At 64.1% G+C, this 25,990-nt stretch carries 27 protein-coding genes and 1 pseudogene; 21 read left to right on the plus strand and 7 right to left on the minus strand.

Translation table 11 applies throughout. From position 1 onward, the window contains the following. Positions 1-545 (plus strand): annotated as a pseudogene (locus PYV00_RS16910) (DDE-type integrase/transposase/recombinase); the annotation flags it as partial. Between the two features lie 49 nt (positions 546-594). Here PYV00_RS16910 and PYV00_RS16915 read toward each other — a convergent pair. Further along, on the minus strand, positions 595-1,359 hold the full coding sequence (locus PYV00_RS16915) for an IS6 family transposase (RefSeq protein ID WP_026109285.1): 765 nt from the start codon (positions 1,357-1,359) through the stop codon (positions 595-597). 32 nt (positions 1,360-1,391) lie between these two features. Here PYV00_RS16915 and PYV00_RS16920 point away from each other — a divergent pair, with 32 nt between their 5' ends. From PYV00_RS16920 to PYV00_RS16995, 16 genes are all read left to right on the plus strand, one after another. After that, positions 1,392-2,783: a TrbI/VirB10 family protein gene (locus PYV00_RS16920; protein ID WP_275229467.1), complete on the plus strand. Its 1,392-nt coding sequence runs from the start codon at positions 1,392-1,394 to the stop codon at positions 2,781-2,783. Positions 2,784-2,794: 11 nt separating this feature from the next. Continuing rightward, the gene (locus tag PYV00_RS16925; RefSeq protein WP_275229468.1) at positions 2,795-3,655 is read left to right on the plus strand and encodes a DsbC family protein; all 861 of its coding nucleotides are present in this window, start codon (positions 2,795-2,797) and stop codon (positions 3,653-3,655) included. Next, positions 3,652-4,839 (plus strand): hypothetical protein, encoded by a 1,188-nt coding sequence (locus PYV00_RS16930; RefSeq protein WP_275229469.1) that lies wholly within the window; start codon positions 3,652-3,654, stop codon positions 4,837-4,839. Before PYV00_RS16925 ends, PYV00_RS16930 begins: the two co-directional genes overlap by 4 nt. A 7-nt stretch (positions 4,840-4,846) precedes the next feature. Next, positions 4,847-7,453: a type IV secretion system protein TraC gene (traC, locus tag PYV00_RS16935; RefSeq protein ID WP_275229470.1), complete on the plus strand. Its 2,607-nt coding sequence runs from the start codon at positions 4,847-4,849 to the stop codon at positions 7,451-7,453. A gap of 65 nt (positions 7,454-7,518) precedes the next feature. Beyond that, positions 7,519-7,803 carry a hypothetical protein gene (locus tag PYV00_RS16940; protein ID WP_275229471.1) on the plus strand — a complete coding sequence of 95 codons (285 nt, stop codon included), beginning with the start codon at positions 7,519-7,521 and terminating at the stop codon, positions 7,801-7,803. Then, complete coding sequence (locus PYV00_RS16945; RefSeq protein ID WP_275229472.1) at positions 7,790-8,392, plus strand: type-F conjugative transfer system protein TrbI; 603 nt, start codon at positions 7,790-7,792, stop codon at positions 8,390-8,392. Before PYV00_RS16940 ends, PYV00_RS16945 begins: the two co-directional genes overlap by 14 nt. Beyond that, a complete protein-coding gene (locus PYV00_RS16950) occupies positions 8,376-8,894 on the plus strand; it encodes a S26 family signal peptidase (RefSeq protein WP_275229473.1) in 519 nt (172 codons plus the stop codon). The genes PYV00_RS16945 and PYV00_RS16950 overlap by 17 nt, the downstream gene beginning before the upstream one ends. After that, on the plus strand, positions 8,891-9,565 hold the full coding sequence (gene traW / locus PYV00_RS16955; RefSeq protein ID WP_275229474.1) for a type-F conjugative transfer system protein TraW: 675 nt from the start codon (positions 8,891-8,893) through the stop codon (positions 9,563-9,565). The genes PYV00_RS16950 and traW overlap by 4 nt, the downstream gene beginning before the upstream one ends. Then, entirely contained in the window at positions 9,562-9,828 is a 267-nt protein-coding gene (locus PYV00_RS16960; RefSeq protein ID WP_275229475.1) for a hypothetical protein, read from the plus strand. Before traW ends, PYV00_RS16960 begins: the two co-directional genes overlap by 4 nt. Continuing rightward, on the plus strand, positions 9,825-10,847 hold the full coding sequence (gene traU, locus PYV00_RS16965) for a conjugal transfer pilus assembly protein TraU (protein WP_275229477.1): 1,023 nt from the start codon (positions 9,825-9,827) through the stop codon (positions 10,845-10,847). Before PYV00_RS16960 ends, traU begins: the two co-directional genes overlap by 4 nt. A 14-nt stretch (positions 10,848-10,861) precedes the next feature. Further along, a complete protein-coding gene (gene trbC, locus PYV00_RS16970) occupies positions 10,862-11,620 on the plus strand; it encodes a type-F conjugative transfer system pilin assembly protein TrbC (RefSeq protein ID WP_019054090.1) in 759 nt (252 codons plus the stop codon). A gap of 1 nt (position 11,621) precedes the next feature. Further along, a complete protein-coding gene (locus PYV00_RS16975) occupies positions 11,622-13,763 on the plus strand; it encodes a conjugal transfer protein TraN (protein WP_275229479.1) in 2,142 nt (713 codons plus the stop codon). 10 nt (positions 13,764-13,773) lie between these two features. Further along, positions 13,774-14,163 (plus strand): hypothetical protein, encoded by a 390-nt coding sequence (locus PYV00_RS16980; protein ID WP_275229480.1) that lies wholly within the window; start codon positions 13,774-13,776, stop codon positions 14,161-14,163. A 2-nt stretch (positions 14,164-14,165) separates the two neighbouring features. After that, on the plus strand, positions 14,166-14,984 hold the full coding sequence (traF, locus tag PYV00_RS16985) for a conjugal transfer protein TraF (protein ID WP_275229481.1): 819 nt from the start codon (positions 14,166-14,168) through the stop codon (positions 14,982-14,984). Then, positions 14,984-16,462, plus strand: coding sequence for a conjugal transfer protein TraH (locus PYV00_RS16990; protein ID WP_275229482.1), 1,479 nt, complete (start codon positions 14,984-14,986; stop codon positions 16,460-16,462). The genes traF and PYV00_RS16990 overlap by 1 nt, the downstream gene beginning before the upstream one ends. A gap of 13 nt (positions 16,463-16,475) precedes the next feature. Beyond that, the gene (locus PYV00_RS16995) at positions 16,476-19,517 is read left to right on the plus strand and encodes a conjugal transfer protein TraG N-terminal domain-containing protein (RefSeq protein WP_275229483.1); all 3,042 of its coding nucleotides are present in this window, start codon (positions 16,476-16,478) and stop codon (positions 19,515-19,517) included. Between the two features lie 2 nt (positions 19,518-19,519). Here PYV00_RS16995 and PYV00_RS17000 read toward each other — a convergent pair whose 3' ends face one another. Beyond that, the gene (locus tag PYV00_RS17000) at positions 19,520-19,726 is read right to left on the minus strand and encodes a hypothetical protein (RefSeq protein WP_275229484.1); all 207 of its coding nucleotides are present in this window, start codon (positions 19,724-19,726) and stop codon (positions 19,520-19,522) included. Between the two features lie 292 nt (positions 19,727-20,018). Between PYV00_RS17000 and PYV00_RS17005 the strand changes: the two genes are divergently transcribed. Next, positions 20,019-20,342: a type II toxin-antitoxin system PrlF family antitoxin gene (locus PYV00_RS17005; protein ID WP_275229485.1), complete on the plus strand. Its 324-nt coding sequence runs from the start codon at positions 20,019-20,021 to the stop codon at positions 20,340-20,342. Positions 20,343-20,364: 22 nt separating this feature from the next. Continuing rightward, positions 20,365-20,823 carry a type II toxin-antitoxin system YhaV family toxin gene (locus PYV00_RS17010; RefSeq protein ID WP_428981653.1) on the plus strand — a complete coding sequence of 153 codons (459 nt, stop codon included), beginning with the start codon at positions 20,365-20,367 and terminating at the stop codon, positions 20,821-20,823. 36 nt (positions 20,824-20,859) lie between these two features. Here PYV00_RS17010 and PYV00_RS17015 read toward each other — a convergent pair whose 3' ends face one another. Beyond that, positions 20,860-21,039 (minus strand): DUF5818 domain-containing protein, encoded by a 180-nt coding sequence (locus PYV00_RS17015; RefSeq protein WP_275229486.1) that lies wholly within the window; start codon positions 21,037-21,039, stop codon positions 20,860-20,862. 236 nt (positions 21,040-21,275) lie between these two features. On the opposite strand from PYV00_RS17015, the gene PYV00_RS17020 reads away from it, so the two are divergent. Further along, the gene (locus PYV00_RS17020; protein ID WP_066213976.1) at positions 21,276-21,647 is read left to right on the plus strand and encodes a toxin-antitoxin system TumE family protein; all 372 of its coding nucleotides are present in this window, start codon (positions 21,276-21,278) and stop codon (positions 21,645-21,647) included. A gap of 50 nt (positions 21,648-21,697) precedes the next feature. Continuing rightward, positions 21,698-22,015, plus strand: a complete 318-nt coding sequence (locus PYV00_RS17025; RefSeq protein ID WP_275229487.1) for a helix-turn-helix domain-containing protein — start codon at positions 21,698-21,700, stop codon at positions 22,013-22,015. A gap of 62 nt (positions 22,016-22,077) precedes the next feature. Here the strand turns inward: PYV00_RS17025 and PYV00_RS17030 are convergent, their stop codons facing one another. From PYV00_RS17030 to mobF, 4 genes are read right to left on the minus strand one after another with little or no spacing between them, the layout of a single operon-like run. Further along, the gene (locus PYV00_RS17030; protein ID WP_275229488.1) at positions 22,078-22,452 is read right to left on the minus strand and encodes a hypothetical protein; all 375 of its coding nucleotides are present in this window, start codon (positions 22,450-22,452) and stop codon (positions 22,078-22,080) included. A gap of 16 nt (positions 22,453-22,468) precedes the next feature. Continuing rightward, a complete protein-coding gene (locus PYV00_RS17035) occupies positions 22,469-22,672 on the minus strand; it encodes a hypothetical protein (RefSeq protein ID WP_019054080.1) in 204 nt (67 codons plus the stop codon). After that, positions 22,662-22,949 (minus strand): hypothetical protein, encoded by a 288-nt coding sequence (locus PYV00_RS17040; protein WP_275229489.1) that lies wholly within the window; start codon positions 22,947-22,949, stop codon positions 22,662-22,664. The genes PYV00_RS17035 and PYV00_RS17040 overlap by 11 nt, the downstream gene beginning before the upstream one ends. Further along, on the minus strand, positions 22,946-25,990 hold the full coding sequence (gene mobF / locus PYV00_RS17045) for a MobF family relaxase (protein WP_275229490.1): 3,045 nt from the start codon (positions 25,988-25,990) through the stop codon (positions 22,946-22,948). Before mobF ends, PYV00_RS17040 begins: the two co-directional genes overlap by 4 nt.

The raw sequence follows: 25,990 nt of genomic DNA on the forward strand, positions 1-25,990 counted from the left end.
TAGCCGCCGGCTTCCTACCGAAGCCCGTGCCCAGCCGCCCCGCGTGGGGGATAATTATCGCTTACGATATAATCGCGCTGGCCCGGCAATATGGTCGCTATGGCTATCGCCGGGTGACGGCGTTGCTGCGCGATGCGGGGTGGCATGTGAACCGCAAGCGTGTCGAGCGCATCTGGCGTCGCGAGGGGCTCAAAGTGCCGCAAAGGCAGCCGAAGCGCGGGCGACTGTGGCTGAACGACGGATCATGTATCCGGCTGCGGCCCGAGTATCCCGGCCATGTCTGGTCCTATGACTTCGTCGAAGGGCGCACCCACGATGGTTGCAAATACCGGATCCTGTCGATCATCGATGAGGCGAGCCGGGAGTGCCTGGCGTTGCCGGTAGCGCGCAAGCTCAGGAGCGATGACGTGCTCGCAGCGCTGGCCGACCTGTTCGTCACGCGCGGACCGCCCGCGCATATAAGGTCGGACAATGGCCCCGAATTTATCGCCACGGCGGTGCAGCAATGGCTCGCCCAGATCGGCGTGAAGACGCTGTATATGGCTCTGTTGCAAACATTCGGGACCGCCGAGCGGCACCGCGCCTTTGTTGGGATCAGGCCGCTTTGTTGAAATGCTGATTGAGCATGGCCATGGCCTCGGTCATGGCCGAGGGGCCAATGCCAAATGATCTTTCGATCAGACGCACCTCTCCCCTGATCCCTGGCTGCAGGCACCATGCCCGGGCCTGCCCTTTGCGCAGGGCGCGCATCACCTCGAAGCCCTTGATCGTGGCGTAGGCTGTCGGCATCGATTTGAAACCACGCACGGGCTTGATCAGCATCTTGAGCTTGCCGTGGTCGGCCTCGAGCACGTTGTTCAGGTATTTCACCTGCCGGTGTTCGGTTTCTGGGGCGAGCTTTCCTTCTCGTTTCAACTCGGCGATTGCGGCGCCGTAGCTTGGCGCCTTGTCGGTGTTGAGTTTCGTCGGCTTTTCCCAGTCCTTCAGACCGCGAAGGGTTTTGCCAAGAAAGCGCTTCGCAGCTTTGGCGCCGCGGGTCGGCGACAGGTAGAAATCAATCGTGTCGCCCCGTTTGTCGACCGCCCGGTAGAGGTAGGTCCATTTGCCCCGCACCTTCACGTAAGTCTCATCGAGACGCCAGCTCGGATCAAAGCCGCGCCGCCAGAACCAGCGCAACCGCTTCTCCATCTCCGGCGCGTAGCGCTGCACCCAGCGATAGATGGTCGTGTGATCGACATCGATGCCACGTTCCGCCAGCATTTCCTCGAGATCACGGTAGCTGATACCGTACCGGCAGTACCAGCGGACCGCCCATAGGATGACTTCTCCGGTAAAATGCCGCCCTTTGAAATCGTCCATCACAACCGACCTTACCAAGACAAGGCCCAACGTTGGCAACCGCATCAGAGTTTGCAACAGAGCCCCGGAAAGTACCCAAGGCGCTCGATGCTGGCGGGGGCGACGATGCCTCGCCGCTCGGCGATGCCATCGCCGCCAACGAGGTGACCCGGAAAAAGCAGATGCTGCTGCTCGGTTCAGCAGGCGCCGCAGCGCTGGTAGCGGGCTCTCTCTATATCTTCGACGATAGCGGCAAGGCGAGCGATGCCGAGGTCAGGCAAGCCGCCGAAGGCGTCTCGGTCGACGAACTGGTCAACAAGAACATGGCTGAGAAGGAGTGGCGCGCGCAGTCCGAAGCGCAGATGATGTCAATGAACAACAACATGCGCGCACTCGCCTCCCGGGCCGAGCGCGCCGACCATCTCGAACAGCAATTGGCAGCTGCACAAGGTGCTGGCGGAGGCCAGGGCGGAGCCATCTCGTCCGATACCGAACGCGTATTGTCGGCCTACCAGGCGGAAAACGAGCAGCTGCGCGCAGCGCTGAATGCCGCGCGCCAATCGCCGGTTGGTGCGAGCGCTGGACCAAATGCGCTTTACGGACGCACCAGCCCGCCAAGCTACCAGGTCGCCGGTGCTCCGCGGGTTGGCGGACCGCTGCCGTCGACACCCGCCGGACAGGCAGCAGCCTCGGCAGCAGGTCTTCCGGCGATGCGCGGGAGTGAAGTGAGCCTGGTTTCGTTCAGCGAAGGCGCGAGCGGGACCGGCACACCGGTGCCCAAGGGCAATACGGTCTTTACCGACAGCGCAAATTATCTGCCGCCCAATTCGATCGCGGTCGCCAAGGTGATCGTCGGGGTCGATGCCATTGCGGGGGTCGAGAGCCAGACTGATCCCTTGCCAGTCGTGCTGCGGATTACCGGACCGGCGCGCTCTGTCTACGAAAACGGTCGGCTGCTCACGACCAATATCGCCGGCTGCCTCGTCAACGGTGCGGCCCGCGCCGACCTCTCCTCGGAGAAGGTCTACGTCAAACTCCAGCGCATGACCTGCCCGCAGCCGGGCGGGCGCTACGCGGTCTCCGACGTCAAGGGCTTTATCGCCTTCGGCGGCAAGACCGGGGTGCGGGGCCGGGTGGTGAGCCGCGAAGGCGCGCTTGTCGGCCAGGCGTTTCTCGCCGGGCTCGCCGGCGGGTTCGGGCGCGGGTTTTCGGCCAACACCAGTTCGCTGATGACAGGCACCAATGTCTCGGTGAACGGCCAGCGCCCGAAACTCGGGGCGGGCGAGATCCTCGAAGGCGGGCTCGGCGAGGGCGTCGCGACCTCGGCTGACATGGTCTCCAAGTACCTGATCGAGCGGGCCGAGCAGTATCAGCCCGTTATCGAGATGCCGACCGGGATCGATGTCGAAATCGTCTTCCTCGAAGGCGTGTTCATCAGCGGGTGAGGAGAAAACGCATGAAGCTTGAACAACTGCACCTGCGCCAAATGGGTTGGGCACTTGCCGCCGTGACGCTCGGCAGCGGCGCATCGCTGGTCTGGGCGCAGGCAAGCGAGGGGGCACCCGCAAGGCCATCACCGCAGGATACGTCAGTCGCAGCCCTGCTCAAGGAGCGCCTGCCGCGCACGCAGGTCTCCCGCGTCAACTGCCAGGTGGTCGACGGGGTCTGTGAAGTGACCGCAGGCTCGCAGCTGTTCTACGTCGACAAGACGGCACGCTACCTGATGATCGGGCGGGTCTACGACATGCAGACCCGCCAGGACCTGACCGCTGTGCGCCTGCTCGAGGTCAATCCCGATCTGCTGGTGGGCGGTGCAGCAGGCAGCCGGCGTGAGGCCGAAGCTGTCGAATCGCCAAGGCGCGGTGTGAACACAGCTGCCGCGCAGGCGGCCCCCCGGACGATGTCCCTGGCCGCACTGCCCGAGGCCGGCGGCATCGTCTGGGGAAATCCATCGGGTCAGACCGTCACCGTCTTCAGCGACTTTCGCTGCGGCTACTGCCGCGCGCTTTCAGGCGTGCTCGAGAGCCTCAACGTGCGGGTGATCGAGCGGCCGATCTCGGTGCTCGGCAGTCGTGATCTCGCCAACCAGGTGTTCTGCGCGCGCGACCGCCGCCGCGCGGTCAAGGCTGCCTATGCGGGTGAGCCGATCGCCGACACGCGGCCTTGCGACACCTCGCCGCTCGATGCCAACGAACGCTTCGCGCGTGAAAACAGCATTGCCGGAACCCCGGTTATCGTCCGCTCGGACGGCGCAGTGATCGAAGGGTTCCGCCCGAAGGAATTCCTGATCACCTGGCTCAAGGGAGCGCGCTCGTGACCTCGCTGTCGGCGCTGCAGTTTGCGGGATTCCAGCGCGCCGCCAGACGTCGCTCGCGCGGGCAAGTGACGATCCCCGATGTGCGGCTGAGCCTCGCAGAAGCCACCGCCCTGTGGACCGATATCCGCGCCGCCTTTGGCCCTGCCACTGGCAGGGACCTCGCGCCCCAGGAACTCGGTCACTTGCGCCGGCGTGCCTGGCGCCGATCCTCTGGCTTTGCGAGTCTGTCGGCGCTTTCGATGTCACTCGAGGCTGCCCACGCCTTCTGGCGGCTTGCCGGAAAGCTCGGCGCGCTGGCGGCCCGGCGCAAGGCTTCGCCGCGCTCGAAAGTCGCGGACGCCGCCGTTCTTGGCCTTGCCGCGACGCAGATGGCGGCCTGCACCACCTTCCTGGGCAGCAACATCAAGGGCAGTTTTTCGTGCAATGCGCCGGGCGGCACCTGCGCGCCCTCGACCGTGATCGATGACCAGGCGCTTTCCGTTATCCAGAACGCACGGCCAATGAGTCCGGCCGGGCCTTACTTTCAGCCATCGGCGCGGAGGCCAGCCTCAGTCGCAGCCCTCGCACCTGCCGGACGCGGACGCTTGGCGGCCGCCAGCGAAGGCCTCGTCCACCGCGAGCGCCGGGTCCTGAAAGTTGTGTTCCCCGCCTTTGTCGATGGTGCGGGCAACCTGCACGAACCGCGCATTGTCCATACCGTCGCCGACCAGGGAGGCTGGATGCAGTTGTCCTCGGGCGAGCCCAATGCGGGTGATCAGCTCGCGGGCCGCGGCGATGCCGCAGCTGCGATCCCTGCATCGCTGGCCGGCACCATGACTGCGCCAATGCCGGGGATGAATGACACCGCTCAGGAGTTCAGGGACGCCCCCACCCAGGCTCTGGTCGCCTCGCAGGTACAAGGCGGGCCGCCCGACCCGAGGCTCGTTGCCGAAGCCCGGGCAAGGGGCACCGAGCGACGCGCAGTGTCGCCGGTCGATGCCATCAAGTCCGAAGTCCAGGCGCAGCTTGCGCGGGTCCCCAAGGCGTCGGGCAGCGTCGGCACGGTTCAATCGCCGCCACTAGAAAGGTCGGCAGAACCGGCCGCCTCGCAACCTGCGGCACAAGGCGCGGCACAAAGCCAGGTCCCGCCTGCCCCCAAGGTCGCCAACCCGCCCGCCGGTTTTTCCGGCAAGATCGAGGAGTAGGCCCGTCATGGCCGCCCGCAGCTTCTGGGACAGCTTTCTCACCCTGATTTTCGGCGACGCGGCGCATCCCGAGGCGCAGCGCCCGCTGCTCGGCGCACCGATGCTGTCGAACTGGCTCCCATACCGCAGCTTCGACGCCAAGAGCCGCATGTTCATCAACACCGAGTCTGTCGGTTTCATCCTCGAGCTCGCCCCGATGGTGGGGGCGGACGAGCGCAGCGGCGAGATCCTGACGCAGTTCCTCTCCGATGCCGTGCCGTCGGGCTGCGAGATCCAGCTGATCCACTGGCAAAGCCCGTCGATCGGGGAGCGCATCGCCGACTGGGTCATGCCGCGGGTGGTTGCCAAGGGCGTCTATGGGCGCGCGGCAATGCACCGCGCGCGCTGGCTGCGGCGCGGAGCGTGGATGTCGATCTCCAAGGACGCGCCCTTCTTCGTGCGCTCGCATCGGGTGATCCTGAGCGTGGGCGCTTCGCTGCGAAGCCCGATCGGCGCAGACATGCTTTCGACTGTGCGCGACAGCCTGATGGGCACCTGCCAGGCGCTCTCGATCCCGGCGCGCGATATGGGGCCCGTTGAGCTCATCGCCTTCCTCGACGATTTCCTCTGCCCTTCGGTCGACAACGCCGATCGGCCCGAACACTATTCCGAGCTCGATCCGATCAACGTGCAGTGCATCCGCCGCGACCTCGAAACCCAGGTCACGCCCGACCGGATCGTGCTCAAGACCGAGCGCTTCCGCCCCACCGGCGAGGAGATCGACGGCGCCCCGGTGATCGGCGAGGTCGTCCCCGATACCTTCGACTGGCGCTTTTTCGCGGTGCGTCACCTGCCCAAGCAATGGGCGCCGTGGGACGTCCAGAAGATCATCGGCGACATGGTCAACGACAAGCTGCGCTTTGGCTGCAACGTCATGACCGTGCTCGGGCTGTCCTTCCAGGACGATGAAGCGGTCGCCTCGCGCACCGGGCTCAAGGTCATGCGCACGACGAGCCTGGCCGACAGCAGATCGGCGCGCTTCCTCCCCCAGCTCTCCGAGCAGCGCGATGAATGGCAGTACGTGCAAGGACAGATCCGTCAGGGCCGCAAGCTGTGCCAGGCCTATTACGGCGTCGGCGCGCTCTCGCCGCTCGGCAAGGGCGACATCAACGAGCGCATGGTGAAGTCGGTCTACAAGGGGGCCGGGTGGGACCTTATCGACGAGCGCTATCTGCAGATCATGGGATTGCTCGCGGCCATGCCGCTTTCGTTTCCCAACGGGCTGTCGGCGGACCTGCGGCGCATGAAGCGCTTCAAGACCATGCTGACGACCACCGCCGCATCGATCGCGCCGCTTCAGGGCGAGCATATCGGCGGGCTGATCCCGCACGTGCTGCTCATCGGCCGCCGCGGCCAGCCCTTCTTCTGGTCGCCGTTCCAGAACGCGGCCGGCAACCACAACGTCGCGGTCTTCGGCAAGTCCGGTTCGGGCAAGTCGGTGTTCCTGCAGGATGTCTGCGCGGCGATGTCGGGGGCAGGGGCCAAGGTCATCGTTATCGACGACGGACGCTCGTTCGAACATATGGCCAAAGCCTTCGGCGGGGCGTTTGTCGAGTTCAAGCTCTCCTCGGGCTTCTCGCTCAACCCCTTCGACATGATCGATGTCGCGGCGCTGACCAGCGACGAGGACGGCGAGGACTACGAGGTCGAATGCCTCGCGATGCTGAAAGCCATTGTCGGCCAGATGGCCCGCCAGCAGGACCGCCTGTCCGATACCGAGCGCGGCCTTATCGATTCCGCAGTAAGCGCGGTCTGGCGGGCAAAACAGCGTGAAGGGACGATCGACGATGTCGCGGCCGCCTTGCGCGCCCTGTCCTCGCCGTTCGCCGGCGACCTGGCCGATGCCATGGCGCCGTTCCTTACTGGCGGGACTTACGGCCGCTTCTTTGAAGGTGCCTGTTCGATCGACCTTTCCGCCGGGCTCACGGTGTTCGAGCTGTCGGACCTGTCCTCGAAACCCGAGCTGCGCTCGGTGGCGCTCACCGCGCTCATGTTCCTCACATTGCGCGTCATGCGCGATCTCGACCGCTCGGTGCCCAAGCTCACAATGATCGACGAGGCCTGGCAGCTCCTGGGCGGCGGACAGATGGGCCAGGCGATCGAGACCTATGCCCGCACCTGCCGCAAATATGGCGGCTCGCTCATCACCGCGACGCAGTCGCTCAATGACTTCTACAAGTCCGAAGGTTCGCTCGCCGCGCTCGAGAATTCCGACTGGTCGGTCGTGCTCCAGCAGAAGGAAGAGACGGTGAGCGACCTCGCCAAGCACCAGCGCTTCGAGATGGACCGTTATACCGAAACCCTGCTGCGTTCGCTGAAGCGGAGCGGCACCGAATATTCCGACGTGCTGATCAAGGGGCCAGAGACGCTCGCGGTCGGACGCCTGGTCCTCGATCCCTATTCGGCGACGCTCTATTCCTCGAGCCCGCGTACCTTCTCGAAGATCGAGGAACTGGTGAAGGGCGGCATGGCGCTGCCCGACGCGATCGAGCGCGTTGCCTTTCCCGATTTTGTGCCGCCCGCGCCCGGTGCGCCCGACTTTTATGAGGGCGAATTCATGGCAGCCGCCGAATGAGCAGGAGCGCGCCTCGCTGCCTGCCAAGGCCAGCCCCGAGCAGGCTTCAGGACGCCTGCTATGCCGTGCTGCGCCTTTCGGGATGGCTGACCGTCACTGCGGCCTGTGTGATCGGCCTCTGGGCGGCATTCTTCGCCGTGCTCGGCCAGTTCACTTTCGCGGGCACCATGCTTCATCTCGGCAACTTAGCCTCGCGCTACGTCGCGGCCGGGGCCGAACGCCAGGATGGGTTCCGTGCGCTGTTCTGGGCGTGGAGCACCGGGCTGTTCGTCACCGTGGGCTTTTTCCGTCGCCGCACGCTCACCGATCTTGTGAACCAGATAAAGGAGAAGGCCGATGGCCAGAAATAGGCTCGCATCCGGCGTTGCGGCAGCGGCAGGCGACGGCCCTCTTTTCGAGGACAAGGCTGGCCTGCAGACCCCCGCAGGTCAGTCCGACGTAAGCACTACCGTGCAGTCGCGCAGGATGGGCTGGATGCCGGTGGCACTGGTTGGCGGCCTCGTTGCCGCCGGCCTCTGGGGCGCCTGGGTTACCAAAAAACTGATGGCCGATGATGCCATACCGCCAATTGCGCGGGTCCAGCTTTCAGCAATTGTCGGCGAATATGTCCAGGCCCAGGCACGCTCGGCAACGCCGCCCGAACAGGTCACCGCCGAGACGCGGGCATTCATGGCCGAAATCCAGCGCAACCTCGAGGCGCGTGGGCAGCGAGGCGAGATCGTGCTGGTGGGCGAGGCGGTGCTCGCTGGTAACATTCCTGACATCACCGCGAGCCTGCGCAAAGAGGTCTACACCAAGGTCCGCATGCCGCAGCCAGCCTCGCTCAATCCCAACCAGGCTGCGAACGACGTGATGGGCGCGATGCGCTCGGCGATGGCTGGGCCAGCAGCGCCGCAAGCTGCGCTGGCAGGGGGGCAGGGCCGTGGCCCCGGCTACTGAGATCTCGCCGCAGGCGCAGCGCTGGTTTGCGATCGGGGGTCTCGCCTGGCTACTCGCGGCAACTGCCTGGCTCAGCGCCTGGCGCGATGATCACGCAATCCTGATCAACACGACCGAGTCGCTGCCCAATTGGGCGTTCTTCATAGACAAGCACCGCCGACCTCAGCGCGGCGATTTTGTCGTGTTCACGCCGCCGGTGACCCCGATCATCACCGCGCATTTCGGGCAGAAATCAGCGCCGTTCGCCAAGCGGGTTTACGGCATGCCCGGTGATTTCGTCACCCGCGAGGGCAATGCAGTCTTGATCAACGGGGCGGAGGTTGCACGGCTCAAACCCCGTACCAAGCGCGGCGAGGTGCTCGTCCCGGGCCCCACCGGGCGAATCCCGGAACACTGCTACTACCTTGGCACGGCGCATAGCGACGGGCTCGACAGCCGCTATGCCGACATCGGTTTTGTCTGCCGGGCCCACATCATCGGCACCGGGGACGCGATCCTGTGACCAGGGCCCGCCTCTTCGCCTTCGGCGCCTGCCTTGCTGCCATGACCGGATGGCCGATCGCCGCACATTTGCACGCCGCCGACCACGGCCAGATGGGCGAGACCTTTCCGATTATCGAGACCGATCTCCTCACCTCAATCGAGGCGAAGCTGCGCGCGCTCGAGGCCTCGGGCGGGATCGCGGCGCTCCAGCGCCAGATGCAAAACCAGGCGGTAGCCAGCGTGCGGCGGCCCAAACCGGTCGAAGGGCTCTCGGCAGCGACAGTGCGGCGCGAATGGCTGTTCGATCCCTCGGTGGTCACCGAAGACGACATTCATGACACCAAGGGCAACAGAATCGCCGCGCGCGGCACCAGGGTCAATCCGCTAGGTTTGGTGCAACTGCGCCAGGACCTGGTGTTCGTCGACGGTAACAATGCCGCCGAAGTAGACTGGGCGCTGCGCAGCTGGAGCGATCTCAAGGCCAAGATTGTCTTTGTCTCGGGCTCGCCCTTCGATGAGATGAAGCCCCGCCAGCGCCGGCTCTATTTCGACCAGGGCGGCATGCTCGTCGCCCGCTTCGGCATCCGCCACACGCCGGCGGTGGTGAGCCAGTCCGGTGACGCGCTCAAAGTTGCTGAGATCCCGCTGGTGCGAGCCGCGCCTAGTCCCAGGGGAGGGCCGGCGACATGAAGCACCCTCTGCTCATCGCCGTGCTGACCCCGCAGGCTGCGCCCGAGACGCGCGGGCTCAGGATCATGCGGCTTGTCTGGATGGCGCTCTGCGCCAGCCTCGCGGGCGCGGTGCTCGGGCTGCAAGTGCTCCTCGCACTGCTTGGCCCGAAAGGTGCGCTTGTCGCGGCCGCGCTGTGCCTCGCCGCGCCGATCCATGGCCTGTTCTACTTCCGCGCCAAGATCCGCGCGGACGAAGCCTTTGAGAGAGGGGAGGGGGCATGAAGGCGCTGCGCAAAGTCTTCGTCATGGCACTTGCCGTCCTGGCCATGGTCTTCGTAGGCCCTAGCCCCGCCCGCGCGGCATCGGTCACCTGCCACGGCAAGTTCATCAATCCGATCACCGATGTCTGCTGGTCGTGCCTGTTTCCGCTGTCGATCGGCGGCCTCTCGATCTGGAAGGGCTCGCGGCCTGATCCCAAGAACCCGACTTTTCCGCTCTGTGCCTGCGGCTCGCCCATTCCGCGCATCGGCATTTCGGTCGGGTTCTGGGAGCCGGTGCGGCTGATCGATGTAACCAATAAGGCCTGGTGCTTCCCCAATCTTGGCGGGATCAGCCTCAACCCGGGCTTCGATATCGGCAACGGCCATGTCCAGGGGCGCAGCCAGGTCGGCGGCAAGACCCAGAACAGCTCGCAGTGGCAGTCGCACTACTACATCTACCCGCTGCTCTACTGGATGGAGATCCTCACCGATTTTCTCTGTTTCGAGCAGACCACTTTCGACGTCGCCTATGTGACAGAGCTCGATCCGCTGTGGCAGGATTCGGCGCTGACCTCGATCCTCAATCCCGAAGTCGCGCTCTTCGCCAATCCGATTGCCGCGGCCGCCTGCGCCGCAGACTGCGTGGCTTCCACGGCGAAACTGCCGATCGACCAGATGTTCTGGTGCGCGGGCTGCAACGGCTCGATGTACCCGCTGAACGGTCATGTCCCGGCTCATGTGACCCCGGTTCAGGCCTCGCGGCTCGTCGCCGAACGCATGCTCTACAAGGTTCACCGCCAGGCGCTGGCATGGGGGACAATGGGTTCGAAGGCGCTGTGCCACAAGTACCTGATGCCGGTGATGCGCAAGCAGCAATACCGGCTGCAGATGACCAATCCCATTTCGACAGTGAAGGGCCGCTACGCCTGCGCGCCGATCGGCGCGACCACGATCATTCCGCACACCGGCAAGTCCTTCCCGGTGAAGGGCGAGGACTTTGGCTACCTCGTCTGGCGCAAGCGCAACTGTTGCATGCTGTGAGGAGCGCGCGCGCCATGATCCGGAAGCTGCCCCGGCCCACGCTTGCCGGTATGGCGGGCTTCCTTGCACTTGCCGCAGTCTCGGCGGCGCTCGCCCAGACAGTCGGCGACCTCGATCTCGGCGCGATCAAGACGCGCGGGACCGAGCAAGTGAAGGAGGCGCAAGCCTTCGTCGACGAAGTGGCGGGCAGGGGCGAGGCGCACCGGGCCGAGGCCGAAGAACTGAGGGATGAAGGCCTGAAGGCGGTTTCCGAACTCGATCCCGCCAGTCTACCCAAGGGTCCGGCGGGGCCAGTGGACTTCGACGAACTGCTGAGCGGCGCTGCCGCCAACACGCGCGCACCCATGGGCGAGGGGCCGCTGTTCACGGTCTTTGCCAGCCTGTCGATGCCGCAGGCAAGCCTGAGTGCCCTGATCCGCGACACGACAAAGGCCGGGGGTGTGGTCGTGTTTCGGGGATTTCCGCACGGCAGCACCAAGGCCTTTGTCGAAGGGCTGAAGCGCGTGGTCACCGATCAGGCGCAGGAAGCCCACATCGCGATCGACCCGCGGCTGTTTCGCGCCTTCAAGGTCACCGCCGCGCCGACCTTCGTGGTGACGGGTCGCGCATACGAGCTGTGCGACGGGTTCGATTGTTCGAGCGCGGCGCCCGACCACGACCGCATGGCGGGCAACGTCACGGTCGAATACGCGCTCGAGAGCTTTGCTTCGGCGCGCGGTCCCGGTGCCGGTGTCGCCGGCGTCGCGCTCGCCAACTTGCGCAAGCGGGACTGATATGCGCGCACGCTCCCTCCCTCGGCGGGCCTGGTCCCGGCTCACGCCAGCAATACTGCTCCTCGGCGCGGTGCTTGGCCTTATTGGCGGGACAGCAAACGCACAGGTCTATATCCCGCCGCCCGACGACCTGATTGAAAATCTGCCTGTCCTGCCGTCCGCGATCGACCCTGGCATCGCGCCGCCCGCACCGCCGCCCCCTTCCGCGCCTGTGACCATGACGGCGGACGAGGCCAAGGCCGAGGCGCGTGGGCTTGGAAGCACGCTGCGCGGAGCCTACGAAGGACTGACCCAGGCGCCGGGCGCAGCCGGGCAGATTCCAGGCTATCAGGACACCTATCCGGGCCAGACGAGCTATTACACCAACTCCGAAGCCATGCAGAGCGATGGCGCGGTGGCGGGCTGGAACAGCGAGGCCTACCAGACCGCCAATTCCACAACGCGGCCGACGGTCGATATCACCCGCGGCGATCTTTCTCGCGCCACCGCAATCGAGGCCGATCCGAACGCCTATCTGGACGGCATGAGCGCCGATGGTTCGACCGGATCCTGCACGCCGCTGCCGCCGGGCTCGGGCACAGCCAATACCGCCGAATGGACCTGTCATGTGGGTTCAAGCGTGGTGGAGCAGCCACGGACCTGCACCCGCAGCCTGGCAGTCGCTGAATGGAACGACACCCTTTACCAGTATCTTTGCGTTACAGCTGCCGGTTTCGATGGCTGCGCATCGCTCGCCGGCAATGCCATGTGCCACAGGACCGCGAGCTATCCGGTACCCGAATATGGCCTGACGGTCGATTATTACGACTGCGACAGCCCGGTCAGCGATCCGGGCGCCTACCTCATGGGCACGCTGCCAAAGCCGCCGCCTGCGGGCGCATTTCAGGTCGTGAGCAATGTCTATCGCTGCAACCGCGAGGGGATCGCCGACGCCCTGACCTTCGATCCCGTCACCGGCACGCCGCTGCAATACCTGACTGGCCTCCAGCAATGCGGGTCGATTGCCTCCAATGCCAGCTGCACGGTCACCAGCGCCACCGCAGCTGGCCTAGCTGAGCGCTCACTTTGCAAGACCTGGGACTTCATCGGCGATCCTTTCGGCGGCGGCTCGCTCTATTGCCTCGAGCCCGCCGCGCCCGAGGAAGTCTACGTCTGCACCGCAAATGTTGCGGGGATGACGGCGGAAAGCGCGATCTCGAAATGGTTCGTCGAGACCTGGACCGACAACGCCTGCGCCATCGACCTTGGTTCGTGCACCTATGCCAGCGCGCAATGCACTGCGGCAAACGAGACGCGGGTCGTCGGCGGCGTGGCAGTCACCCGGCCCTGCTGGGAAATGACCAAGACATACCAATGCCAGACCGTGGTCAGTGGCGGCAACGATTGCGGCACGCTCGAGGCGACTGCGGGCTGCTCGCCGACCCGCGAGATATGCCTCGACGATCCGCCGCGCGATGATGGCAGCTGCGACGTGATCGAGCGCGTCTACACCTGCCCGATCCCGGGCACGGTCCAGGAACCCACCCAGTATATTTGCGGCGGCGACGTCTACTGCGTCAACGGCGAATGCGAGGCCGTAGAGCGCGAGGCCTCCGACGAATTCAAAGATGCCGTCGTTGCCCTGAACGCGCTTGGCCAGGCCAATGCCGAGTTCGATGAAGCTGCCCTGACACTGTTTCGCGGCACGCGCGAGAGCTGCTCGCACAAGGTCTTCGGGCTTTCGAACTGCTGTTCGGGCAAGGGCATCCCGCTTCTGACCCCCTGGCTGTGCTCCTCGGCCGAAAAGCTGCTCGACGAAAAGGACGATGCCGGACTTTGCCACAAGGTCGGCACCTATTGCTCATCGAGCTTCCTTGGCATCTGCGTCACCAAGAAGGACGTCTACTGCTGCTTCCAGTCGAAGATCAGCCGCATCCTCCAGGAGCAGGGCCGCCCGCAGATCGGCAAGCCCTGGGGCAAGCCCAAGACCGAAACCTGCGAAGGCTTCTCGATTTTCGAGTTCCAGCAGCTCGATCTTGCCGCGATGGATTTTTCCGAGGTCTACGCTGACTTCATGGAAGCCGCGAAGCTCCCCGACGAAGCCGCCGCCCTCGTCCAGATCCAGCAGAAAATCGCGGACTATTACGCCGCGCACAAGCCGTGAGGAGATCGTCATGACCAAAAAATACGAGAGGCAGCCTCCCGGCGACGTGCGTGCGTTTGCGGTCGGCGGCAACCTGCTTTGGCCCAACATGGCCCTGTCCGAATTCTTCGTCGTCTTGGCTTTGTGCCGCCGCGGACCGTCGACCTCTGCCGAGGTCGCACGCGAAGTATCGACCTGGCTCGACACGCCGCTGCCTCCCGGTGGCCTCAAGCGCACGCTGCACGTGGTAGCCGGGCTGGGCTGGGCGCACCACACCGAGGGAGTTTACGCGATCAGGAGCGAGGGGATCAAGATCATGCGCAGCTGTCATGTCGCTTATATGCGTATGTTGAGTGACGGCCCGGCACACCCGGATGCCGCCGTTCTTAAGTGCTGCATCGAAAAATCCGAAAGGTCCTGATGATGCTCGAGCGGTCACGAATATCGCTCGCTGTGCTGGCCGCACTGCTTGCAGCATCCACCACTCTGGCGATTGCGGCCGACCGGAACGGCGACGGTGTCGAAGTCGAACAGCAGGAAGACGCGCTTTATTGCAAAGAGCGAAGGCTCGGCACCTGGTTCTACTGCGAAAAGCCGAAGGAGGCGCCGCGGACCACGGCCGCACCGCAAGCGTCCGCGCGGGATCGCCTGGCCGCGATCAGTACCAGTCTCGAGGAGCTGAAGGCGCGCGCGATCCTCGAGCCGAGCCCCGAGAACGTTACTGCCTATGTCCGCTTCCAGCGCGAGCAGCTCGACCGTTCCTCGATGTTCGCCGATGTCTGGCAGCGCGCACTGTGGCAGGATCCAGGGCTCGACTACACATTGCAGCGCCCGGTCTCGACGCTCGGCAAGCGGGCGTGGATTGACCAGCGCAAGGGCGACCGCGACCTGGTCATGGCCCAGCTCTCGCAGCGCTACGGGGTGTTCTACTTCTACGCCTCGAGCTGCGGGGCCTGCGACATCTTCTCGCCAATCCTCAAAGCCGTCAGCGACAAGTACGGGCTCTCGGTGCTCGCCGTCTCGATGGACGGCGGACCTTCGGCGGTCTTCCCCGGCTACATGGTCGATAGCGGCCAATACGAGCGCCTTGGCATGGGCACCGACCGGCAAGTGCCTGCGCTCGTCCTGTTCGACAGCGTGACCAAGCAGCCCATGCCGATCGGCTACGGAATCCTCAGCCAGGACGAGATCATGGACCGGGTGTTCCAGCTGACCCAGGTTGCCGCCGGGAGTGACTACTGATGCGAAAATCCCGTTCCTGTCGCCGCAGCGCAAAGAATCTTCGGCCCCGGTTTGCCGGCGTCTCGGCGCGGGTGCTCGGCACCCTGCTCGCCGGCTCGATCGTGCTCGCCTCGCCGGCCCCGGCACTTGCCGGAGTCGAGGGCGAGATGCAGAACTTCATGTCCGAGATGGGCGTGCAGGGAAACGTCACGGGGCCTAGCGCCTACCAAGGCCAGTCGGCGGGCTACTATTCGGGCGGGGCGGTCTGGTCGCGGTTTCCGCAAAAGAACATCCAGCCCTTCAACATCCAGTTGCCGCACGCGCGCGCCGGCTGCGGCGGCATCGACCTGTTTGCGGGCTCGTTCTCGTTCATCAACACCGCCGAACTCGTGGCCATGCTCAAGGCCACTGCCAACAACGCGCTCGGCTTCGCCTTCAAGCTCGCCATCGACACGATCTCGCCCGAGATCGGCAAGGTCATGGATGAGCTCGCCCAGAAGGTGCAGCAGATGAACCAGATGAACATCTCGAGCTGCGAGACCGCGCAGGCGCTGGTGGGCGGGCTGTGGCCGACTTCCGACACGGCCTCCTCGGTGATCTGCGAGGCGATCGCCAACAGCCAGGGCGCGGTCGCCGACTGGGCCAAGGCGCGCCAGCAATGCAACAACGGCGGCCAGCGCGAGGCCCTGAAGGGCGCAAATTCCGACCCGGACATGCGCGAACAGGCGGGCATGCCCAACAACTATACCTGGGAGGCTTTGGGCAAGAAATACGGCGGGTTCGATGCCCAGTTCCGCGAGTTCCTGATGACGCTGGTCGGCACGGTGATCTACGACCCCAATGGCACTGGCGGCAAACCGCGCGTCCAGTTCATTGGCCCGGCCGATAGCGCGCTGATCAGCGCCATGCTCGATGGCACGTCATCGACGCCGCACAAGGTCTGGAGCTGCGGCTCGGATACCAGCAAGTGCATGAACCCCAGCGAGATCGACATGGTGATCGGACCCAACGCGGCGATCAAGACCAAGGTTCGCGCGCTTATCGAGTCCATGGCCCTCAAGGTGCGCGATCCCGGAGCCTCGCTGACGACGGGCGAGGTCCAGCTTCTCGGCATGGCGAGCGTGCCGGTCTACAAGATCATCACCGTGAGCGCGGCCGCCGAGTTCGGGATCTCGGCCCAGGAGATCAACGACCTTTCCGAAATCGTTGCGGTCGATCTGGTCACCACCATGACCATGCGGTTCATCGACATGGCAATCAATTCGCGGTCCGACTTCAACGGCGCGGACGCGGATAGCTTACGCGAATGGCGTGAGGGGCTTTACGAAACCCGGCGCAACTTCCTCGGGATCGCGGCGCGGACCTCTGACCGCTTCGACCAGACCTTTGCGCTGATCCAGCGCACGCAGATGCTGGAGAAGACCCTGCGCACGCAATTGAGCCCGCAGATGTCGGCGGCGCTGCGCTTCTCGCGCACCTTGAACCAACAGGTCCAGTAAGGGGCGCTGGCGGATGCTCGAGGTCTACACGGTCGGCGGCGGCGACTATCTCGTCAACACCTTCAACGCGATCGCCGCCTGGACCGGTTCGGGCGGGTTCAAGTCGCTGATCCGGGTCGTCATGGTGATGGGGCTGATCTACGCGCTCCTCATCACCGCGATGGATCTCGACTGGCGCGCCTGGTTTCGCTGGTTCATCCAGTCGACGCTGATCTACCTCGTGCTCATGGTGCCGACGGTCACGATCAAGGTCACCGACCGCATCAATCCGGGCCTCGCGCCATCAACTGTCGCCAATGTGCCGATCGGGCTCGGCGTCATGGCCTCGTTCACCAGTCAGGTAAGCGACTACTTCACCCGCACTGCCGAGACGGTGTTCGTCATGCCGGCGGCCTTGAACTATTCCAATGGCGGCTTCGTCTACGGTGCGCGGATGTGGGACAAGGTGCGCGGGTTCGAGATCCGCAATCCCGTGTTCAAGGCCAACTTGGACGGCTACCTCAAGCAGTGCGCCTATTACGACATCCTGCTCGGCACCAAGAGCTTGAAGCTGCTCAGCGAGTCGACCGATCTCTGGGCCGACCTTGGGGTGGGTGCCGCCACCAACCGCGGCATGAAGTATCTGACCGATACCGGTGGCGGGACGGTCGATATCGAGGGCAAGACCTGCGCAGAGGCTTGGGGCCTGATCGATGCGCAGTGGGACACCGAGATCAATGCCTATGCGCTGCCATTCGCGCATTCGATGTACCCCAAGCTTACCCAGGCCGCCGCCGGTGCAAAGCTCGCCGCCGATGTTCCGGTGGTCTCGCAGCTGCTCACCGGCAGCGCCATGACCCGCAACCAGTTCTTCAAGCAGAAGAGCATGGTCGATGCTTTCGAGGCCGCCCAGCTCGACTTCGGCAATGCCGACAGCGATTCCTTCGCGCTCCAGCGCGCTGATGCCCAGACCCGCAACGCCATGACCACCACGGCCGAGCAGGGGCTGATCTGGATTCCGGTGCTGAACGTGGTGCTGACGGTCGTGTTCTACGCGCTGTTTCCGATCGTTTTTCCGCTGCTGCTGTTTCCGCGCAGCGGTATCGCGACGCTCAAGGGCTATTTTGCCGGTTTCTTCTACCTTGCCGCCTGGGGACCAATCTACGTCCTCATTCACATGTTCATCATGGACCGCCTCGCAGCGCAGACCAATGCGGCGGCAGCGGGCGGGGTGAGCCTTGTGAACTGGGCCGGGATCGATGCCGTCAATCAGGACGTCGCCACCATGGCGGGGTTCCTGATGATGTCGGTGCCGGTGCTTGCTCTCATGGTGATGCGCGGCACCATGTCGGTCGCCTCCAACATGGGCTCGATGCTCGCCCCTGCGCAGGGCGGGGCGGATGCAGCCGCGCTTGAGCGAACCACTGGCAACTATGCCTTCGGTGATGTCAGCCATGGCAATCTCAATGCCAACAACCGCCAGATGGCGCAGTGGAACCAGGCGCCCAACCTCATGGCTGGCGCCGCCCATTCAGGATTCCGCGGCGATGATGGCCGCATGTACCATCAGTACGGCGAGGGCCACACGGTGATCGACAGCAGCGGCGCCATCTCGCAGCTGCCGTTCAAGGCGTCGATGACACGCGGTTACGCCAGTGATCTCAGGAACCAGGGTCAGTGGTACATGAACGAGGCCGAGCGCATCGAGAATGGCACATCGGCGACCTGGAGCAGTTCGCGCGGAACATTCGGCAGTGCGGTCGCTGCCAGCAGCGAGGTCAGCGGGTCGCGAAGCGAGCGCGGGTCGCGTTCGTCAGACACCCACAATGTCGGCGGCAATGTCATGGTCGAGGGCTCATCGGGCAAGTCCACGCGCGAAGTCACGAATGACGATCTGATCCTGCGGCAGGGCAACAGTCGATCGAGTGGGAATTTTGATCAGCGGGCGTTTGGAGGCTCGGTAACTGGCTCTGCAAATGGAACTATTGGAACGCCCGGGAAGGATCTTGCAGGTAGCGGTGTTTCGGCGGGCCTTGGCGCTTCGATTTTTGGCAGGCGGGAATGGGGGGATGACGCCAGAACCGGATCCGAACGATCTGCGACGAACCAGGTCACCCGCGGTACGGACAAGTCCGAGGATGTGGGCAGCCGGGTCGTCGTCAGCGGCAACAGCGGCGATGTCCGGTCGTCGGGCACATTCAGCCAGAACTCCGATTATACCGATGCCAGCCAGAGCCGGACTACGACTGACGGCACAGATTGGCGGATTGCCGAGGCCGACGAGCGGCGCGCGGCGGCTGCGCGGTACCGCGAGATTGGCGGCAGGATGATGTCCGAAGCAAGCTACGCGGAGAGCCATGGATTCCAGGTGTCGAGCGACATGTCTAACCTGATCCAGGATCGCTACGAGGCCCTGCAGCGTGAACATCCTGAATGGCATCTTCCCGACATCTCGAACCCGCGCCTCGACTACCGCGATCTCGCAAGGCGCGATCAGGCCATCAGCTACATCATGGATGACCTGATGAGTGACCTGCGCAATCGGCGTATCGACGAACTGGCGGACGTATCCGATATCGCCGGTAAAGGTGCGCTCGGCAGCAATGCCGAGCTTGGCATGCCGGACAGCGTTGCATTGCCGCCTTCCGGGGGCTCGTCGGCACTCGTAGCCTCAGCCTTGGAAGGAGGAACGCTTCTGGCGGCTCCCGATGGGCCGGTTGATGGAGCGAAGCTTGCGCGCGAGCTGGGACTAGGCATCAAACCCAGCGCGCAACTAGGCCGGATGGATGGCGAACTCGTACCAGCCATGGGCGTGGTGGCAGAGGAAGCAACGGCGCTTGGCCTGCCAAGGCCCGTTGTCACGTCGGGCAATGACAGTACCCAGCACGTTGCTGGTTCCGCCCATTATGACAACCGGGCGCTCGACTTCCGTGGGAACAACATCTCTGACGCACAAGGAGCGCAATGGGCCGCACGCGTGCAGGAGCGTCTAGGGCCATCATATGCAGTCGGTTTTGAGCGGTTCCCTGACAACCCGGCTCGGGATCATCTGCATGTTGCTAAACGACGCAGTTGAAATCAGCCAACGATTCCGGATTCAACGAGAAACACGATTACAAAGGCGATCATGCATACCACTACTGTCGGCAAAACGTAGGGATTGCCGTCCTGTACCGATGGATCGGCATGCGGAACAGATGGCAACGGCAGGCCGGTGACAGGATCAGTGTTCGCTGCGCGGCAAGCCAAGGGTAAGCCATCCAGTCCGTATCGATCGTGGTTCATGTTGGGGCTCCTTGCTCTGGCAATCGATACCCTGTTCGGGCCGATTTTTCAATGATGTGCCAGGAAAAAGGGTGAGCCCCCGCCGCCCATTCCGCACCCTCGCACTCCTCGGCGCAGAGCGCCGGATCTGGTGATGGCAATTACGCGATCTCAGGCGCGTGCGGTGATTGAGCGCGCTATTCTCCGCATATATTGCGGCGATTGTCGTCCCGGCGACCTCTAGGCTGCCGAGCTCGCGACTTGACAATGTAAGAATTATTCCTTACCTTCCGGCTGTCGCATGGAGAGTATTATGGCAATCGCGCTCGAGGAATTCAGCACCATTACCGCGAAGGGTCAGACGACGATCCCCAAGGCAGTCCGTCAGGCGCTGGGCGTCGGTTACGGTGGCCGCATTGCCTTTCGCGTGAGCGATGGCGGCGTGACCGTTTGCCGTGCGGATAGCGATGAGGATCCGGCAGTCGAGAGCTTCCTGAGCTTTTTGGCTGCCGATCTGAAACAGCACCCTGAGGCCGTGAAAGCGCTTTCGCCCGATCTCACCGCCCGCATTGCCGCGCTGACCGCAAATATTCCGGTCGATCTCGATGACGCGATCGACGGCGACGTCTCGCTTTGAGCAATGACCCGGACTTGCTCAAGTGATCACGGTCAACGGTTGGACACTTTACGCGCATCCGCTGTTTCTCGCCCAGCTCGATAAGCTGACGAGCGCCGGTGAGCGCGCCCGCGAAAAAGACCCGATTGCCTATACCACCAGCGCTGACGCCAAGTTGCTTGCCGCAATACGCAAGCTGGTTTTCGAGGTGATCCCCGTCGATCCCTCACGTCCTGAGTTCCGGCAAGGTGGCACCCTGGGCCGGGAGCGCAAGCACTGGTTCCGGGCAAAGTTCGGCAATGGCCGGTTCCGGCTGTTCTTCCGCTACTCGACTGCCGCAAAGATCATCATCTTCGCCTGGGTCAACGACAGCAACACGCTGCGCACCTATGGCTCAAAGAGCGATGCCTACGCCGTTTTCAAATCCATGCTCGACAAAGGCAATCCTCCCGAAGATTGGAACGCCCTATTGGAAGCATGCATGGAATTGGCCGCAGGCTGATCCGGGTCCAACCGATATCCGGCCCAAATCCAGCTTTCAGGCGCTATTCTGCACTTCGACGTATTCCACCTCGATCCTGTCAACATCGACTATGCGCCCGCGCACCCGGACACGCCCATTGAGCCCTCCCGCCGCGCTTTCGTCAACAAAGCCAAGCCGCCAGCACAGGCCGTCATCGCCGCGCAGGATCGGCGCGCGCGCGCCGGGTTCGATCATTCCGACATGGAATCTCGCTGAGGGGGAACTGGTCGATTTCATGGGGTGACTTGGTGTCGGATGGAGGGAACAGCCTGAGGTGCATGCCGCGGACCCTGGTCGGCCTTAGCCTGCAGGATCGAACTTGCCCAGCCATCGCAGGAACTGGCACCTACTGACGACCCGTCCAGGGTCCCACCAAAGGCCCCGCCAACGATGCAGGTTGCATAGTTATCAGCGTGTGATAACTATGCAGGGTGAATGAGCCGCACGACTCGAGCCTTGATGCCTTGCTTCCGCTCGATGGCGAAGTGTTTGTCATCGATCCTTCGGGGAACCACTGGGTCAAGTTCGAGGTCAAACGTGTGGCAAGCTCACCCGAGAGACCGCACGGCTTGCGCTACTCGCTCACTCTGCACGACGGGAAGGGCGAAAGGTTGGTCGGATTCGACAATGCCCATCCGGTGACGTCGGGTTCGGGACCGGGGGCAAAACAAGCGGCTGCGTTCGACCATAAGCATCGGCTACGAACCATTCGCCCTTACGAATACGCCGATGCCGCAAGCCTGTTGGCCGACTTCTGGACAGAAGTCGAAGCGGTGCTGGCGCAGCGAGGAGTAAAGCTATGACGACGTTGAAAATCGGAATTGCCAGCCCGGCGGACTACAAAGCCCGGACCATGGCCATCGCGCGGGGCGAGTTGAAGCAGTCGGCGCAGGGGCCGAAGGTATGGTTCACCTCGATCGAGAGCCTCGCCAAGGTGCTGTCCGACCGCAACCGGGAACTGCTGGCGCTGATCGCCAAGGAAAAGCCGGAGTCCTTGCAGGCGCTGGTCGAACGTACCGGGCGAGCCAAGTCGAATCTGTCGCGCACATTGAAGACGATGGAGCGTTACGGTCTCGTGCGTTTCGAGAAGCGGCCCAACCGGGCACTCGCTCCGCGCGTGAATTACGACGATATCCGGCTCGACCTGTCGTTGCGCGCGCAGGCTGCCTGATCGCGCAATCCCCAAAATGGTGGCGCGGCCCGGTGGGAGGCGACCCGGGCCGCGCCGTCTGGTCAGGCCAGGATCGCTTCTTCGACGCAGTCGATGCAGTCGCGGTTGCGAACCTGGCTGGCAGAATCGGGGCGGGGAGCAACCGCCTTGTCAGGACAATCATCGCAGTCTGGCTGCTCGGCAGAAGGGGAGGGCCGCTTCATTGCCTTGATCCGCGCCTTAATCGTCTCGACGGCATCTCGCGTGTTCACGCCTGTTTTCGCACTGGCTTCGGCAGTCAGCGCATCGGCGACGCGCTGCAGCTCCTGCCTGCGGACCGCAGTAACCGCGGCGGCAGGCTCAATCGCAGTCTCGCCAAGGCCGGAGGCCGGCTCAGCAGCCAGCGAAGGCTGGGCACCCGCGGCAAGAAGCGCGGACAACAGGAATTTCAGTTTCATGGGTGGTCTCCTGGTTTCAGAAAAAGCCGGTCCGGCGGCCATATGAGAGGTCGCTGGTTGCAGAGTCCCCGAGCGCCGACCGGCGCACGCTCAGAGTAACGCCCCGACTGCCGCGACTGCGGTAGTGGAGGTCGCGGACATCGAGGTTGTTTCGTTCCGCCCAGTCCTGGGCGTCGCGTTCGTTGGCAAAGTCGCCGATTTCCTGATGGTCATAGGACATCCGTCAGGTCCTCTTCTGGATTGGCGCGGCCGGGCGCACTGGTTGGGGCTGGGTTCGAAGCGGCGATTTCGGCCAGTCCGTCGGGTAATGTCGGGCAGAGCGCGACGAATGCAGCGGCTAGCGCGACCGCGACCATCGCCCAGACCGCAACCTCCTGAACATCGGACCCAGGCGCAGCGAAGGCGAGCACCGCAAGCCAGATGAGGGCGGCCTGACAGCCATCGAACAGCCGGGTGGCGCTCTCTTTGGTGCAGGCGGGAATGGGCCGGCGCCTCACAGATCGAGCCCCAGCGATTTTTCGGGAACGGGGAGTTGCCGCACCGGTGCCTCTGGCACCGGACCCAGCACCGCATCGAGCTTGGCCCTGAGCTCCGGGCTCATGCGCAGTTCGGGAACCTGGCGGGTTTCGATGGGATTGGCCTGTCCGGCGTCAACTTCGACCTTGCCCGTCACCTCAAGCGCGGAGGTCTTGTTGCCCGGTGTGCGGTCGAGCTGGAACTTGAGGGCACCGAGATCATCGGTGACAACGTGCATGTCATCAGTGGCGCGGGTGTTGAGGACATTTTGCGTCCGCTGGGTCGCAAGGTTGCGCTGGGACGACGAAATCACCTCGATTGCATGGGCCTTGGTCATGCCCTGCGCCATGTGGGCATTGAGCGCGTAGCCAAGATCGAGACGGCGCAACATGGGGTCACCCACGGGCAGGGTAAGCTGCCGTTTGTCGGCAAGCTCGACCGTCACCGCTTCAGGCTTTGCCTCGATCACCTTCGCGTAAGTCGACTTGGCAATGTCGCGGACGGCATCCTTGTCACGCCAGAACACTGCGTCGCCATCATGAATCCGGATCGACTTCTGGTCATAGAGCCCGAGCCGGTCGAACTTGTGGTTTGGATCGATCCGGTCGGGATCGAAACTCAGGCGTTTGCCGCCCTTCTCGAGCGTGACCTTGCCGTCCTTGCGAATGTCGAGAATCGCATATTCACCGCGCGCGAGGCCAATCTCGCGCACATCCATCCGCGCCTCGAGGACCTGGCCGCGCCGGTAGGTTGAGGAAAAGCGTAGTTCCTCGCGGCTGACATTGGCGCTCTGAAGCGTTGTGAGCGCGATGCCTTCGCCCCCCAGCGCGCCCTCCTGGAGAAGCCCTTGCTGTACGAGGCTATTGATCTGGGTCCGGTCGTCGCGCCCGGCGGTGAAAATCGCCGTCGCCTCGCGCTTCTCCGGACTCAGCGACAGCCAGAGTTCAGCTGCGCGCGCGACGTGGTTCTGACCCGCCTCGATCACCCGGCCGTGCGCTGCCAGCAGATCGAGCGCGAGGCTGGCGTGGCCTTCATTCGAGAGCCCCGCGACCGCCAGCAAGAGCGGTGAATTCCTCTGACGGATGTTCTCGTCCATCCGCACGGTCGCCTGGCCAGCGGCCTGCGAGACCGCGAACATCTTGCCTTGCTCGATCGCCGACAATTGCTGGCGGTCGCCCATGAACGGCGCCTTGGCGACATCAAGTTGCTCGGCAATCGCGGTGAGCCGCAGCATGTCGCGTGAGGAGACCATCGAGGACTCGTCGGTGATGATGACGGTATCGCGTAGCGCTGCCCTGGAGGCCTCGAAGCGCTCGCCAGAACCCTGGGCTGCCGCCGAGCCATGCTTGTTGATGAAACCGGCGATGGTCCAGGCCTCGATCCCGGCTTCCTTCATCTGCTCGACCGACATGGTACCCGAAGCACCGCCGCGCAGATCGGCAACCATCTTGTTCTGAAAGGCGAGGCCGATCAGCTTGACGCCTTCCGCGCCAAGCACCTTGTCCAGCGCACCAAGCAGGGTCGACTTGCCGGCGCCCGCAACGCCCTGGATATTGAGGAACCGGTCGGTGCCCGAAAGGATCGCAACGCCGGCGGCTAGTTGGCCTTCGTTCAACTGCCAGCTATCGACGCCGGCCCGCTCGAGCCCGAGTTCGCGAGCGGCCTCCTGAAGCCGGGCCATGGCGAGATCGGGCGCCATGAAAGCGCGGCCCTGGCCGGCACCGGCATCCAGGCGGTCCAATATCTGCTGTTCGCGCGCCAGCGCCTCAGGCGTTGTCACCAGGTCGTAGTGACCGTCGGCGCGTTCAGACTTGCCAGGAATGAGGTGGCCGTCCCGGACAAGTTCACCGATCCGCGTGACCACGGCCTCACCCTCGAGGCCCTTGATCTGGAAGCCGAGCGCGCTCGCCAGGATGGCATGGGGTGAAAATGCCGCTTCCCGCTCGGAAAGGTGCCGGATAGCGGACGCGGTCGCGTGCTGGGCCTTGATGGTTTCAGCGGGGAGGAACAGTGCCGCCGTCCCGCTGACAGCCAGCGCGCTCGGTGGACGCATGGCCGCACTTATCCGCTCGGCGATCTCGGCGAAGGCCTGCGAGGCGGTTTCCCGAAGCGATGGCCTGGCCTGGTGCTGTAACCGCGCCATGGCCTCGGCGACGAGCGGCTTGCCGTCGAAGCCCAGTTCGGCAGCGCGGTCCTGCCATCCTTGGACCAGCGCGGTGCGATCTTCGACCACAAGCTTGGGATCGCGGGTATAGAGCGTGATCTGCTTCTTGGTTGCCAGAGTGGTGGCACCGGTCTCGGCGATCTTGGCTTCGATCTCGGCGGCGCGGGTCGAAAACGCCTTGATGACCTCGCCTGGCACGCCCTTGATTTCGAAAGCGCCGTGCTTGCCGGCGGCCTCGGTCTCGTAGCCGAGCTTCTGCAACTGGGCGCGGAAGGCGGCATGGTAGAACTGGCCGATCGTCGTATTGTTCTTCCAGATCTCACCGTTCCACAGTGCCTTCCAGTTGCCCTTGAGATCGCGGGTGAGGTTTGCGACCACGGCATGGATATGACCTTGCGGATCGAGCGCGCGGCTCGTGTCATGGGCAAAGAGGGCATAGACGAGATTACCGGTCCGCTCGGGCTCGCCGTTGCGGCTGCGTTCGTAATTGCGGGCCTCGGCGAACTGCTTCTCGACAAGCTGCGCCATGGTCGAACGCACCGCGGCCAGGTGCGCATCGAGAATCCGCCGGTCGCCCGAGACCAGTGCCAGGATCGAGGCAGACTTGGGCATCGAAAAGGTAAGATCGAGCCCGAGCCTGCGCCCCTCGACCTGCCCGACCTTATCGCCATCTGGCAGATGTCCGTTCAAGATCGCCTCGAACGCATCCCTCTCGACCGGGCCCGCCAGTCCCAGATCGCGCGCACCCTCGCCAGCCCAGACCCCCGCTTCCGCGTTCTCTTCAGCCGTGTAGTAGTTGTCGTTCGCGAAATAGTCGGCGGCGCCGCTCGAAGACCGCACTGCAGCAATGGAGTGCAT

Source organism: Novosphingobium album (ex Liu et al. 2023) (assembly GCF_029076845.1).
Lineage (GTDB): Bacteria > Pseudomonadota > Alphaproteobacteria > Sphingomonadales > Sphingomonadaceae > Novosphingobium.